This is a genomic window from Flavobacterium algoriphilum, from assembly GCF_048158655.1.
In the GTDB taxonomy this organism is placed as follows: Bacteria; Bacteroidota; Bacteroidia; order Flavobacteriales; family Flavobacteriaceae; genus Flavobacterium; species Flavobacterium algoriphilum.
Genome location: NZ_JBLNKY010000006.1, coordinates 163,012 through 176,700, shown reverse-complemented (window position 1 = coordinate 176,700; position 13,689 = coordinate 163,012). Strand labels below are relative to the sequence as shown.

Here is a 13,689-nt window from a genome sequence, read left to right as displayed (position 1 = left end):
TTATACTTCCCATTCGCCTTTTGCAATGAATTGCGTTTTCCCACCAATCTTTATGTCAAAATGATTTTCCGTTAGTTTTCCGTCAAAATAAATTCGAGATGATCTATTAATAAAATCGCCCTGATGATTGACAATCTGAATTTCTGAGGAATGGTATTTTAAAAGAAAAGCCTGTAAGCAGGTACTCGCACTTCCTGTTGCTGCATCTTCAACAAGTTGATTATTTTCGATACAAAGCATTCTGCTAATGAGTTTTGCCTCCTCTAAACAATAAAAATAGAACGCTCTGTGACTGGTTTTGCAGTGTGCATGCAACCATTCATTCATTTTAACCTTGTCAAGAATTAAATGCTCTAATGCTTTTTTATTTTTGATAGGAACAATTATAAAAGCACTTCCAGTGCTAACTTCCTGAATGGAAAATTCATCATCAAAATCAGCAGTGCTTAAATTACTGAAGGATAAAAAATCTTCTGCTGAAAAAGTATCCAAAAACTCTGGTTGAGCCGCCTGCAACCATACCAGATCTCCCGATTGATGAACTGGAATTTTACCAACTGGAACTGACAATGTAATCTTTTCAGGTTGATTTTCAAATATCTTATTCATCAAAACCCAAGAAGTTCCTATGATTGGATGTCCCGCAAACTTCATTTCATGTTCCGGAGTAAAAATTCTGATTTCTGCAACGCTATTTTCAAGCTCAAGCTTAGTTACAAAGGTGCTTTCCGCAAAGTTGATTTCACGGGCAATTTTTTGCATCTGCTCAGCGCTTAAGGCATCACCCCCTAAAAAAACAGCCAGTTGATTGCCTGCGTATTTTTTCTCGGCAAAAACATCAACGATGTAAAAAGGTATATTCATTCCGTTTCTTTTTTGGCTCTCAATTATTTTAAAATTATATGCCGTTTTTTTATTTTCTAAATCCAAATTTCCAACTAAATTATTTGATAATTGATGAATTTGTTTTAGATTCTTCAGATTTAATAGCGTCCAATTCTGTTTGTGCTTCCGAAACAACAGCTGGAAAATCAGTGAAATTTTGAATTACGTTTTCTAAAATATAGGTTGCTTGATAACTGTCTTTTAATCCATAGAAGTTTTTCGCCATTAAGACTAATCCTTTGGCCCCAAAATATTTATAACTCGAATAATTCTTCGCTAATTTTTGAACCGCAACATTTGATACTTCAAATTTTTCCTCTTTATTTTTAAAGTAAGCGTCATAATACAACGCTTCAGCAGCCAATTCTCCTTTGGCAATTGTCATTAGTTTTGCGTAAGCAGTTCGGGCTTTTTCTTCATCACCCGTTTCAATTGCGGCGCGGGCGATTATGATTTGCGCATCACTTTTTACATTATCATCTGTTTTAGGATTCATTAAAACCTTCTCCGCATAAATAACTGAATTTGGATAATCTTTCTTGTCGTAATACGACTTCATCAAATTCGATTGTGCAAATGTTTTATTCTGAGAAATATCCGCTTCATTTTCTAAACGAGATAATACCGGTATTGCTTTATCATAGTCTTTATTTTTAAGGAAAATTTGAGCCAATCGCGATAAAGATTGTTCCGTATATTCGCTTCTGGATTGTGCTATTACAAATTCATAATTAGCAATAGACTTGCTTTCTGACCCATCAGAAAAATAAGATTGCGCTAAGTAATAATTAGCCTGCAAAGCATGAATCCCTCGTGGGAATTTAGCAACATAACCACTAAATCCAGTGATTGCCTGTTTCGTGTTATTTTGTTGAAATTGTTTTTCAGCAGCTTCATAGGTATCATTATCAAGTTCTGCATCAGTAACTGCGACAAAATCCAAAGTACGCACCCAGTTCGCATATTCATCCACCCTTCCGCTATCTACATAAATCAATCGAGCAGTTGCAACAGCTTCTAATGCTTCTGGAGATTTAGGAAAATCAGCTGCTACTTTTTTAAATTTCACCAATGCTTGTTCGTCTTTATCTGAATTGTAATACACTAAACCTTGACGCAAAATTGCTCTGGAAGTAAAAGAACCTCTTTTGAATTCCGTATTTAATCGGTCGTATGTCTTTACCGCAAGATCCGTTTTATTCTCGGCTACATATGTATTTCCAAGTTCAAAAAGGGCGTCGTCTCTGTATTCTGATTTTGGATATAATTGTAAAAAAGCGTTTAACTCCTCTATTTTCTTATCATTTTTAGCAATAAATCCGTAACAAATTGCTTTTTGGAAATAGGCATAATCCGCATCTACACTTTTGGATTCTATGACTTTTACATACGCATCCATCGCTGCTCCGTATTTTGAAGTTACAAAACGACAATCTGCTAAACGCAAATAGGAATCATTCAAACGCACTTTATCGTCTTTCACTTTTTCTATTTGACTTTGAAAATAATTCCCTGCTTGATCGTACTCTTTCAATTTGAAATACGTGTAAGCAATATTGTAATTACTGTTTTTATATTCTGGTGTTGTTGCAGCTTGGGATGAAGCTATAAATTGTTTAAAACTCGACAAAGCACTTTTGAAATCATTCAAAACATACTCTGTTTCTCCTTTCCAGAAAGTGGCTCTGGCAGTAAAAACAGCATCTCTTTGTTCATTAATAGATCTCGAAAACATTTTCAGAGCTTCCTCATAATTCCCATCAGTATATAATTCCAAACCTCTATAAAAAAGCACTTTTTGATACGCTAATTTATTTTCTGGCGATTTGTTTCTTTCCAATAAGACTAAAGCTTCTTTGTAATTTTTAGAAGAAATATAAGAATCAATCAACAATTTCTCAACCTCTGAACGGCTTGCATTATCGGGATATTTATTCAGGAAAGCTTGTAAAACTGCGGGTACACTCTGATAGGAATTTCCTAATTCATAACTCAATTTCGCATAATTTAAACTCGCATCTTCTTGAATAGCGGCATCAAAATTCATTTCTGAAGCATTTTTAAAAGCATTTAAAGCTTGTTGCTTTTTATCCGTATTCAGGTAACTTTCTCCCAAATGGTAATATGCATTTTGCGCCACAAAATCTTTTCCACCAATAATTTTATTAAACTGAGAAATGGCATTTTCGTAGTCTTTTTGTTTGTAATACGCATAGCCTAATTGGTAAAAATCGGTATTATTCCATCTTCCTTTTTTCCCTTTATAGGCTACCAAATAGGGAATTGCAGTGTCGTATTTTTTTAAATTAAAATAGCTTTCGCCAATGATTTTATTCAACTCTGATTTTTCAGCAGGATTTGATTTAGCCATGGCTTTTCCACCTAAATCAATTGCTTTTTGAAAATCCCCCAACTTAAAGTTCATATCCGCTTGGTAATATGAAAGTTTCTCTTTGTATTTTTCTTCGCCTGAAACTTCATCAAAATATTTTGTCGCTTGTTTGTAATCGTCTCCTTCATAAGCCATGAATCCCAAATAATATTTAGCCTGAGAACCATATTCAGCAGAATTAACCACTTTATTAAAATAGACTGTTGCTTCTTTTTTCTTTTTAGAATTAAAAAAACTATAGGCTTTCTGGAAATTAAATTTATCTCGGTCTTTAGCGCTTAATTGGCTTTCATCCACTTTATCAAACCATTGTAAGGCTTGCGGATAGTTCCCTTGATCAAAATGATAATGAGCCACTTCTATATACGCCTGATTCTGTTTTACGCTTGTTGGATAATCCGAAACAAATCGCTCCATTAATTCATCAGCGTTTGCCTGATTAGTACGAATAGCGCAGTTAGCAGCATAATACGCACAGTCTGATTTCAGTTCTTCAGTAGTGGCAGTTTCTTTAACTTTATTAAAAATAATTTGCGCAGATGCATATTGTGCATCATTAAACAAGGAAACCGCTTTATTAAAATCTTTTGAATCGCTAGTGTAAATAGTTGATTTTTGTGCTGAAATAGTAGCAGTTATAATGAAAAGTGGTAAATAGAAGAGCCAAGAAATTTTACGCATTGTGATTTTATTTTAATAATTCAAATGTATTATATTCTGAACTCTATAACGAATCGCAATTCGTTTTTATTATGAACATTCTTTTAAACATTGTGAAATTTAACTTTCATACTATATATTCATCGCTTTAAACTATTTGACTTTCCAATAATTATTTATAATTACCCAAATTCTATTTAATTGGATGGAATTTATTTTGAATAGAACCGTTATCTTATTACTTTTACCCCATAAACAAATGCAAATTATGTCACAATCCATACTGTCTTTAAAAAATGTAAATATTTATCAAGAAGGTAAATCTATTTTATCCCACGTAGACTTAGACGTAAAACATGGTGAATTTCTTTACATCATTGGAAAAACAGGATCCGGAAAAAGTAGTTTAATGAAAACTTTATATGGCGATTTAGCTTTGACTGAAGGAGAAGGTCATATAGTAGATTTTGATTTAGCCACTTTGAAAGAAGATGACATTCCGTTTTTAAGAAGAAAGATTGGAATCGTTTTTCAAGATTTCAAATTACTGCCAGACAGAACTGTAAAAGACAATATGCTATTTGTTCTTAAAGCTACAGGCTGGATTGACATTGCCGAAATGCAACGAAAAATTGACGAAGTTTTAGATAAAGTAGGCATGAAAGAATTTGGCAATAAAATGCCGCATCAACTTTCCGGAGGAGAACAACAACGCGTGGCAATAGCCCGAGCTTTGCTCAACGATCCTGAATTAATTCTTGCTGATGAACCAACTGGAAATCTTGATCCACAAACCAGCGTCGAAGTGTTAGAAGTGTTAAAAAGCATCAATGCCAACGGAAAAACCATTATTATGGCGACTCACGATTATGCTTTATTGATGAAATTCCCTTCGAAAACATTGAAATGTGAAGATGCCAGAATTTTTGAAGTGGTTCAGCAACGAACGGCATAATGCTTTCCATACTTGTTCCAATATACAATTATAATGTCTATCCACTCGTTTTAGAGTTGCACAGGCAAAGTCTGGAATCTAATATAGTTTTTGAGATTATTGTAATTGATGATGGTTCAAATTCCGAAATAAACGAAGAAAACAATTCCATAAATTTACTTGAAAATTGTTTTTTTACTCCTTTAAATAAAAACATTGGGCTAAGTTCGAATAGGAATCTCCTTGCTTCCAAAGCAAAATATATCAACCTACTTTTTATAGACGGTGATTCAGTCATAATTAAACCTAATTATGTCAAAGACTTTATTGATGCCGATGCTATTGAAAATGTGGATATTATTTATGGCGGACGTGTTCATCCTGAAACGGTTTTTTCTTCCAACCAAAAATTACGCTGGAAATACGGGAGAACCATTGAGGATAAAACAGCAACTCGAAGAAATTCAGCCGGCTACATAACGTTAATGTTCAATAATACGTTGATAAAAAAGGACTGTTTTAATCAAATAAAATTTGACGAAAATCTCACAAAATATGGCCATGAAGACACCCTTTTTGCCTATCAGGCGAGCTTATCAAACCTCCGTGTAAAACACATAGACAATCCTATTGAGCATAGTGACATAGATGAAAGCAGCATTTTTATTTCTAAAGTAAAGAACAGCTTAGACAACTTGAATTTAATTGACCTAGAGCATAAAATCGATCCAAATTTCGTTAAAATATTACGTTTGTACCATTTTTTCAAAAAATACAAACTGAATTTTGTAGTAGCTTCGTTTTACATCCTCTTAAATAAAATGTTATACAAACAATTAATTTCTAATAACCCTTCTTTATTTTTGTTTAACGCATACAGAATCGGGTATCTTTGTTCTTTAAATCAAAAAAAATCAACTCTTTTTGATCCCAATGAATAATTGATTCCAAGTTTGCATGATTTCCTCGATGTTGTATTTTACGCTGGATAATTTTGCGTTGTTACCCACTTCTATTCTTAATGTCGCATTTTCGATTAAAGCACTTAGTTTTTCAACAAACAAATCGGCATTGCCATCTTCGATTAAAAATCCATTTACATTGTCTTTTATAATTGCTCTTGGTCCACAAGGACAATCATATGCAACACACGGTAAACCGCAAGCCATAGCCTCAATTAACACCATTGGAAAACCTTCGTACCGGGATGTGATTACACATATAGAAGATTCAATATACTTTTCTTCTATATTTTTTACAGGATTAAAAAACCGAATTTTAGAATCTATTTTCAATTTTTTCGCTGCTTCTTTTAAACCTACAGTGTCTTTTCCGTAAATTTCAAGAATCCAATCAGGATGTATTTTGGCTATTCTTTCCCAGATGCTCAGCAATCTATCTAATCCTTTTTCATAAGAATGTCTTGCAACGACAATTACTTTTTTTGTTTCTAATTTTGCTGAAATATTAGTTTGTAACCATAAAGGATTAGGAATAACAAGACCGTTTTTCACATCCCATTCAATCAAACTTTCGTTTGATAAGGCAATAAATTTGGTAAACCTATTTGCTGAAAAATCTTTAAATAACAACTTTATTTTTGTTGAAGACAAATATTTATTTTGCCGCTTTTCTTCAATAAATTTAGAACCGTGACTTTCAAAAATTATCGGAATTTTAGTTTTTAAAATAAAGGGAATTGTATATGCTTTTAAACCGTTGTCACAAACTAAAATTACATCTGGATCAATTGCTTTAATCGTACGCTTTAAGGCTTTTCGATACGAATTAATAAACTGAAAACCCGAACCATTTAACAGTATATCGTGAAAAACAATTTTCTTATTGAAAATATAAAACAATGAAAAACTACCTTCGTTTTGAGTAAGAATATGGATTTGATATCCAAATTTCTCAATGAGGTAATTTGTTTTCATGGAGAGTACTCTGGCCACTCCCCCTTCATTATTTATCTCCGGAACAATATAAAGCAATTTCATTTTTTTGATTTCAAAAATTCATCAAAATCCCTGATGTAATCGTCTGCATTATAAATATCAGATGCAAAAACTAAACAAACTGCTCCGGATGAAAAATTTTCCAACTCGCGCCACATCCCCGTTGGAATGTACAATCCAACATTTGGTTTATTCAAAAGAAATGATTTTTTTTCGAATCCGTCATTTAGAACAATTTCAAAACTTCCGCTCAAAGCAATTAGGACTTCACTTTGATTAATATGAGAATGACTGCCGCGAAAGGAATTGCTGGGCACATCAAAAAGATAATAAACGCGCTTAAATTCAAATGGCAAAACGTCATTCTGAACAAAAGCCAAATTCCCTCGTGTATCCTCTATAACGGGCAATTTAAGTAATTGTATATCTTTTAGTGTAGTCATATTGTATTATAAATTTTCATTAAATCTAACCATTGTTTTCCTATTTTATTTAACAAAAATGGGGTTATGCTTTCCAATGCGTTCTGTTTGCAATATCGATATAGCGTTTCATCAGACACCAATAAATTCATTGCTTTTGTAAGGTTTTGCCAATTTTGATTTTCCACTAAAATCCCATTTTTTAAATGAATTATAGTTTCTTTTGGCCCAGATGGACAATCAAATGCTACAACTGGAGTACTACATGCTAAAGATTCCAAAATAACATTGGGCAAACCTTCATTTTTACTGCTAAGAACTAGAAATTTGGCTTTTATCAAATATTTGAAAGGATTGTTTTGGTAACCTAAAAAATGAACAAAATTATCCACCTTTTTCTCTTTTGCTATTTTTTCTAAAAGCGCTCGCTCGCCATTTCCTATAATTACGAGATGAATTTGCTTATTGGGCAGAATTGAGTTCGCATAACTCAAAATTAATTTATCAAATTGCTTTATGGCATTCTCATAGTGTCCTATTGCAATGATGTAATCAAAATGGATAGCGATGGTTTCTTTACCTTTTTCAATCGCTTCATCCACATTAACAGGATTAAAAATAGTCACAACATTTTTTAAATTATGGGTATCCACAATTAGCTCCTTCACCTGATTAACAATGGCCACATTGGCATAACAATGATTGTACATCAATCTTGTCAGCCAAGAATTATTAGGCATATAATGATCTATCAAAAAACTGTGAACTGTAAAAATCGTTTTGGTTTTATAAATTAACCTTGCTAAAATTAATTCCTGAATAACTTTTGTACGAAATCGAAAGTCTATAATAAAATCAAAATCATTAGCGTTCAGATATCCGCGTATTGCCATAAACCGCTTGTATTTATTCACTAATCCATTACTTTGATTCTTTAACAAACCCAAATTGACCAGCTTTCCGGAATAGGGATAGGAGATTTCATCTATAACAATTATGTTATGGACTTCAATGCCCATTTTTTCAAAAAAAATGGATAATGTTGCCATAACCCTGTCACTGCCACCCCCGCTCAGACGGTAGCCAATTAAAGCAATTTTATATTTTTTGTTGGGCAATATCAATATTGATTTCTTATTTTCGTATCAAATATAACACTTTTAAAAAAAGATGCAAGACAATCCTTTGGTTACCATTATTTGCTTGTGTTACAATCAGGAAGACTATGTTTTGGAGAGTTTATTTTCAGTAATTAATCAAGACTATCCGTCTATACAGCTTATTATTGTTGACGATTGCAGTACTGACAATTCTAAATCAATAATTAAAAAATGGCGTACTGATTTTCCGAAAATTGAATTTATTGCAAATAAAACTAATTTAGGAAGTACCCAATCTTTTAATAAAGCACTCAAGAAAGCCAAAGGAGAATATATTATTGACTTGGCTGCAGATGATGTATTACTACCCAATTGCGTTACTTCGCAAATAAATGCATTCAAAAACACAACTTACAAAAATCTCGGAATTGTATATGGAAATGTTGAATTAATCACTGAAAAAGGTGAATTTGAATCTTATTATTTCCCTGTTGATCGTTTTCAAAAAGTAATTACCGCAAGAACAACAGGTGATATTTATAAATCCGTTCTTTCAGGTGGAGATAGCATTTGTTCCGTATCGGCGATGATAAAAAAAACTGTTTTTGACCATTTAAATGGCTATGATGAAACGCTGGTTTACGAAGATTTGGATTTTTGGATTCGTGCTTCCCGAATTTATGAATTTGATTTTATAGACGATATCCTAATGCAGAAAAGGATTGTTCCGAATTCTTTAGGAACCGATTTTTTTAAGAAGAAAGATTCAAGGGCACAAAAAATAAATCATTCTACTTATTTGATTTTAAAAAAAGCAATTGATCTCAATAAAACAAATGAAGAAAATAAAGCCATATTAAAACGAATTCATTTTGAGATGATTTTAGCTTCTAAAACATCCAATCTTAAACTATTATTAAAGTATATTTTGCTGGAAATTAAGCTAAGAATTCATTTGATGGCTTCCTAAACTAGACGATCAAATAAGCATTTAACGAATCTTTTTCCGCTTCCCAATCTCGGGAAATAGCATCTTTTATAAATTTTGCGGGAATACCGCCAATTAAAATATTTGAACCAAAGGAAATATAATCGGTATTACACAAGCTATTGGAAGCAACGGTACAATAATCCGGAGTTTTAGTATTCTGCATCATAGAAACTCTACTGCCTACATAATTATAATTTCCAATGACGATTGGAGCTGTCATTTTAAACTTCTCTTGCGTAATTGTATTCATCATGGGATGAAAATTAGTATCAATAATTTGACATTCGGAACCAAAACGAGCATAATTACCTAACACAATACTTTCAATACAAATTAATTTAGCATAAGATCCTAAAGATGACATGTGACCAAATTCACAATAGCCATTCTCACCGATGTAGATAAAATAATCTTTCCCAAATTGAACATGACCCTTGAATACTATTTTTCCCAAAATATTAATTTCGGCAATCCCTTTGTGGAGCGTATTCATTTCGTAAGGCTGTCCAAAACCAATCATTCCTTTTTTAATTTTTCCTTCAATTTCTATTTTACCGGGTATTGAGGCAAATTTTACCGTTCCATAAAAAAATACAGGTAGTTTTTTGGCGGTACTGAAAGGAAATTTTTTAAAATTAAAATATATGGTTTTAGTCCAATTTACAGCATAAAAAAATCGAATCTTTTCATAACCTAATTTTGCTTTTCTATAATTATTTTTTAAAATTTTAATCATTGCTCTTTTTGAATATCGTATTAAACAAACCTTTCAGTTCCATTTTTTTATTCATTTGAAATAATACAAAAACTATTGAAACGGGAACCATTGCTGACATTAAACTATATTTCACAATCGAATTTGAAATATATCGAAATAAAAAAGTAGTCATACACATCAAAAAACAAATACCATAAATAGTATAAAAATCGGAGTCAAAATAAAAACCATATCTTTTTTTAGTAATTATTTTTAATCCAAAAAAATGAATCAAATAAAAGACAAAAAAACTAATTCCAAGTCCTTCCAATCCATAAAAATGATATCCTAAAATATTTAAAAATAACGAAATAAGGTTAAACCCAAAAGCCGTTTTCATAAACATTTTTGAATCCCCTTTGGCAATCAAAATATAACCCATTGACCAGGAAACTGCTCTAAACAACATCGCTAATATCCCGAAACAAACCATTGGAATAATCGAAATGAATTTTGGCGTGTAAATAATTTTTACAATGAATGGAATTAGCGTTAAAAACAATATAATTATAGGTGTTATAATCATTATTGAGATGAAAGATTGCTGAACCACACTTGTTCTGATTTTTTCGTTTTCATCACTTATGGAAGCTAATCTTGGGAAATAATCGGTACTCAATGCAGTGAAAATTATTCCGACATAAGAATTCAATAATGTAAAACCAGCGTTATAAAATCCTACTTGTTCTAAACCTCCTTGTTTTCCAACATAAATTTGAATTAAATAGGTTGAAAGCAAAGTCAGCAAACCACTTATTGTCAAAAGAATTCCCAGTTTAATAATACTTTTTCCTTCGCTGGTCAATTGCTCATTCGAAAGGACAATTTTATTTAATTTTATCTTTTTCGAATAAAAGAAAGAGAATACTAATGACCAAAATGAAGCGACAATAATTGTAGGGACAATAGCGTCAATTCGGTAATAATAATACAATGGAATTGAGAATAGCAAGCCAAATAAATTTCCGTAAAAATTGGCTTTCGCCAAAAGTCTCATTCGCCTTAAACCTTGTAAAACTACAAATTCCCCGATCATTAATTGTCTAAACAACAACGTAATCGAAATAAAAACAAACGAAAATACATGATTTGAATTTCCAAAAGTTAACTGACTCAGCCAACTGGAAAGACAAACAGTAACAAGACATCCTAAAATTCCCGTTAATAATGCCAGCCTTTTTACTATTGCTACAATAGTCGCTATACTACTTAAATCATCCTTTTTATAAGTGCTCGAAACATGTTTAATCCCACTAGTTTCAATTCCTAAACTTGTAATACCCCCTATAATATTTACAGCTGAGTTCAATAAAGTAATAATTCCCATTCCTGCCGGACCAATGAAAACAGCAATTAATTTAGTCCGAATTATAGAAATAAGAATAGTAAAAAATTGTACTCCGCCAAAAAGCGAAGTAGTTTTAACTATTTGACGATATGCTGCTTTACTATCAGACACTATTGATACTTATTTAAAATCGCTATAATGAAACCCACTTCATCCATTGTCAAAACAGGACTTATGGGCAAACTTAGTACTTCATCATGAATTTTTTGGGATATCGGAAAAGACATATGGTTCCAAAATGACAAAGCCTTTTGATTGTGTGGCGGAATAGGATAATGGATAACCGTTTCAATCCCATTTTGATGTAAATATTCCTGTAAATCAAGTCTATTTGGGGTCCGAATAACAAACAAATGAAAAACATGGTTGCTTGAAAAATCCCAAAATGGAAGCGTAATTTTATCGTTATTAATTTCAGACAAATACCGTTTTGCAATTCTTCTTCTTTGCTCATTTTCAGTATCCAAATTAGGTAATTTTACATTCAGGAAAGCAGCTTGCAATTCGTCTAATCTTGAATTTATACCAATATGATCATTCTGATATTTCGTTTCTGAACCATAATTTCTAAGTGACTGAATGACTTTAGCTAATTCGGAATCATTTGTAGTTACTGCGCCACCATCGCCTAATGCTCCTAGATTTTTTCCTGGATAAAAACTATACGCTACGCTTGATTTTTGATTCTTGATTACTTCGTCAGTTCGACCTGCGGTCTCGTGTGCTGATTCTTGATTTCTGATTGCTCCATGGGCCTGAGCCGCATCTTCAACAACCAGTAAATCATTTGCTACAGCAATTTCATTTATCTTATCCATTTCAGCCAATTGTCCGTAAAGATGAACCGCTAAAATTGCTTTTGTTTTTGAATTAATTTTTTCTGAAATTAAATCGGGATTGATATTGTAGGTTTCCAGCCTTGGCTCGACCAAAACAGGAATTAAATCTGCTTGCAGAATAGCGAGAATACTGGCAATGTAAGTATTGGCAGGCACGATAACTTCATCACCTTTTAGCAATTTCCCTAATTGTATATAGCCTTTAAAAATTAAAACTAAAGCGTCAAAACCACTTCCTGTTCCAATACAATAGTCAGTCCCGCAATACTTGGCAAAATTGGTTTCAAACTCTTTGACTTCATTCCCTAAAATATACCAACCCGTTTCTAAAACTGTTTTCAATTTTTCTTGAAATGCGTTTTGATAAGGCTCGTTTATTTTCTTTAAATCGAGAAATGGTATCATTTAGTAAGTATGTTTTTTGATTTAGTAAAAAAGGAATCCAGCTTAACATAATTAGCGGTTTCCACTTCGTAAAAATCGTGAACTATGGTACTGGCTCCAAAACTTTCTTTCCAATACGATAATCCATCATTCAGTTTTTTTCCTTGCGATTCATTAGAAATTCCAAAGTCGAAAAATCGTTTACCTGCAAATGTTTCAGTAATTAAGTAATTATATAAAAAGTCTAAGCTTCCCAGATTCTCGTCATTTTCATATTTAGAAATGTATTGACAATGTGCTACCGTTTCACTTTCGAAAACAGTTGTTCCCGCAACAATTTCACCGTTATGATATACATTAAACTGTCTGATATTGTTAGGAAAAAGACTTTTCAAAACGTTCATTTCTTCTAAAGAGTGAACGGGTTTTACGCCATGTCTTTCGTCTAAATTTGGAATTAATATTTCATCCCAAAAAGATTTAAAATCAGTTTCTTCTTTAATTACCAATCCGTTTGTTTTCCCTTTCTGAATCCCTCTTTTTCTACTTTTAGAAAAATTATATTTTTGAGATAAATCAATAACAGACAAACTATCTCTTCTCACTAATTGGGCTTCCGCCAAAAACAAAGCATACTGAATTTCCTCGGCTGGCTTAGTGTGATAAATAGATGGAATTGTTTTTACATGTAATTTTTCAATTCCATCAGCTTCTAAAAACAACAAAACAGCCCTAAAAGCAGTAATTACAGTTGTCAGTTTAGACGCTTCATTATAAACTAATCCGCCATAAGTCAATCCCTGATGTGAGAAAATTTCATTCCCGACTCTATTGGCCGAAAGAACCCCTACCCATTTATCCTTGTACAAAACAATCAAGGAATAGTCCTCAAATCGATCCTTATGATATTCCATAAAATCACGATGAAATAAGAAAGTAGCATTTTTGGCTTGACCAATAAAGGCATTCCAATTTTCACAATCACTTTCCTGGTATTTTTTAACGGAATAATTTTTCAC

12 protein-coding genes are annotated in these 13,689 nt (G+C 32.3%); 3 read left to right on the top strand and 9 right to left on the bottom strand.

Annotation, left to right across the window (positions count from 1 at the left end; genetic code table 11):
* Complete coding sequence (locus ACM55G_RS11790; RefSeq protein WP_416844128.1) at positions 1-864, bottom strand: PhzF family phenazine biosynthesis protein; 864 nt, start codon at positions 862-864, stop codon at positions 1-3.
* 79 nt (positions 865-943) lie between these two features.
* Entirely contained in the window at positions 944-3,958 is a 3,015-nt protein-coding gene (locus tag ACM55G_RS11785; protein WP_416844127.1) for a tetratricopeptide repeat protein, read from the bottom strand.
* Positions 3,959-4,205: 247 nt separating this feature from the next.
* Here ACM55G_RS11785 and ACM55G_RS11780 point away from each other — a divergent pair, with 247 nt between their 5' ends.
* Entirely contained in the window at positions 4,206-4,892 is a 687-nt protein-coding gene (locus ACM55G_RS11780) for a cell division ATP-binding protein FtsE (RefSeq protein WP_416844126.1), read from the top strand.
* The gene (locus ACM55G_RS11775; protein WP_416844125.1) at positions 4,892-5,812 is read left to right on the top strand and encodes a glycosyltransferase family 2 protein; all 921 of its coding nucleotides are present in this window, start codon (positions 4,892-4,894) and stop codon (positions 5,810-5,812) included. The genes ACM55G_RS11780 and ACM55G_RS11775 overlap by 1 nt, the downstream gene beginning before the upstream one ends.
* Here the strand turns inward: ACM55G_RS11775 and ACM55G_RS11770 are convergent.
* The 3 genes from ACM55G_RS11770 to ACM55G_RS11760 are packed head-to-tail and all read right to left on the bottom strand — an operon-like array spanning position 5,786 to position 8,369.
* Positions 5,786-6,871 carry a glycosyltransferase family 4 protein gene (locus tag ACM55G_RS11770; RefSeq protein ID WP_416844124.1) on the bottom strand — a complete coding sequence of 362 codons (1,086 nt, stop codon included), beginning with the start codon at positions 6,869-6,871 and terminating at the stop codon, positions 5,786-5,788. The genes ACM55G_RS11775 and ACM55G_RS11770 overlap by 27 nt on opposite strands.
* Positions 6,868-7,272, bottom strand: a complete 405-nt coding sequence (locus tag ACM55G_RS11765; RefSeq protein WP_416844123.1) for a sugar 3,4-ketoisomerase — start codon at positions 7,270-7,272, stop codon at positions 6,868-6,870. The genes ACM55G_RS11770 and ACM55G_RS11765 overlap by 4 nt, the downstream gene beginning before the upstream one ends.
* Entirely contained in the window at positions 7,269-8,369 is a 1,101-nt protein-coding gene (locus ACM55G_RS11760; protein WP_416844122.1) for a glycosyltransferase, read from the bottom strand. Before ACM55G_RS11760 ends, ACM55G_RS11765 begins: the two co-directional genes overlap by 4 nt.
* 52 nt (positions 8,370-8,421) lie before the next feature.
* On the opposite strand from ACM55G_RS11760, the gene ACM55G_RS11755 reads away from it, so the two are divergent.
* Positions 8,422-9,321: a glycosyltransferase gene (locus tag ACM55G_RS11755; protein WP_416844121.1), complete on the top strand. Its 900-nt coding sequence runs from the start codon at positions 8,422-8,424 to the stop codon at positions 9,319-9,321.
* A gap of 1 nt (position 9,322) precedes the next feature.
* Here ACM55G_RS11755 and ACM55G_RS11750 read toward each other — a convergent pair whose 3' ends face one another.
* From ACM55G_RS11750 to ACM55G_RS11735, 4 genes are read right to left on the bottom strand one after another with little or no spacing between them, the layout of a single operon-like run.
* Entirely contained in the window at positions 9,323-10,078 is a 756-nt protein-coding gene (locus ACM55G_RS11750; RefSeq protein WP_416844120.1) for an acyltransferase, read from the bottom strand.
* Positions 10,071-11,558 carry an oligosaccharide flippase family protein gene (locus ACM55G_RS11745; RefSeq protein ID WP_416844119.1) on the bottom strand — a complete coding sequence of 496 codons (1,488 nt, stop codon included), beginning with the start codon at positions 11,556-11,558 and terminating at the stop codon, positions 10,071-10,073. The genes ACM55G_RS11750 and ACM55G_RS11745 overlap by 8 nt, the downstream gene beginning before the upstream one ends.
* On the bottom strand, positions 11,558-12,691 hold the full coding sequence (locus tag ACM55G_RS11740; protein ID WP_416844118.1) for a DegT/DnrJ/EryC1/StrS family aminotransferase: 1,134 nt from the start codon (positions 12,689-12,691) through the stop codon (positions 11,558-11,560). Before ACM55G_RS11740 ends, ACM55G_RS11745 begins: the two co-directional genes overlap by 1 nt.
* Positions 12,688-13,689: a GNAT family N-acetyltransferase gene (locus ACM55G_RS11735; RefSeq protein WP_416844117.1), complete on the bottom strand. Its 1,002-nt coding sequence runs from the start codon at positions 13,687-13,689 to the stop codon at positions 12,688-12,690. Before ACM55G_RS11735 ends, ACM55G_RS11740 begins: the two co-directional genes overlap by 4 nt.

What these genes read in the sequence shown, in the direction of transcription:
- ACM55G_RS11750 (WP_416844120.1), bottom strand. Translation starts at nt 10,078, where the DNA reads ATGATTAAAATTTTAAAAAATAATTATAGAAAAGCAAAATTAGGTTAT.
- ACM55G_RS11740 (WP_416844118.1), bottom strand. Translation starts at nt 12,691, where the DNA reads ATGATACCATTTCTCGATTTAAAGAAAATAAACGAGCCTTATCAAAAC.
- ACM55G_RS11790 (WP_416844128.1), bottom strand. Translation starts at nt 864, where the DNA reads ATGAATATACCTTTTTACATCGTTGATGTTTTTGCCGAGAAAAAATAC.
- ACM55G_RS11780 (WP_416844126.1), top strand. Translation starts at nt 4,206, where the DNA reads ATGTCACAATCCATACTGTCTTTAAAAAATGTAAATATTTATCAAGAA.
- ACM55G_RS11785 (WP_416844127.1), bottom strand. Translation starts at nt 3,958, where the DNA reads ATGCGTAAAATTTCTTGGCTCTTCTATTTACCACTTTTCATTATAACT.
- ACM55G_RS11775 (WP_416844125.1), top strand. Translation starts at nt 4,892, where the DNA reads ATGCTTTCCATACTTGTTCCAATATACAATTATAATGTCTATCCACTC.
- ACM55G_RS11765 (WP_416844123.1), bottom strand. Translation starts at nt 7,272, where the DNA reads ATGACTACACTAAAAGATATACAATTACTTAAATTGCCCGTTATAGAG.
- ACM55G_RS11770 (WP_416844124.1), bottom strand. Translation starts at nt 6,871, where the DNA reads ATGAAATTGCTTTATATTGTTCCGGAGATAAATAATGAAGGGGGAGTG.
- ACM55G_RS11755 (WP_416844121.1), top strand. Translation starts at nt 8,422, where the DNA reads ATGCAAGACAATCCTTTGGTTACCATTATTTGCTTGTGTTACAATCAG.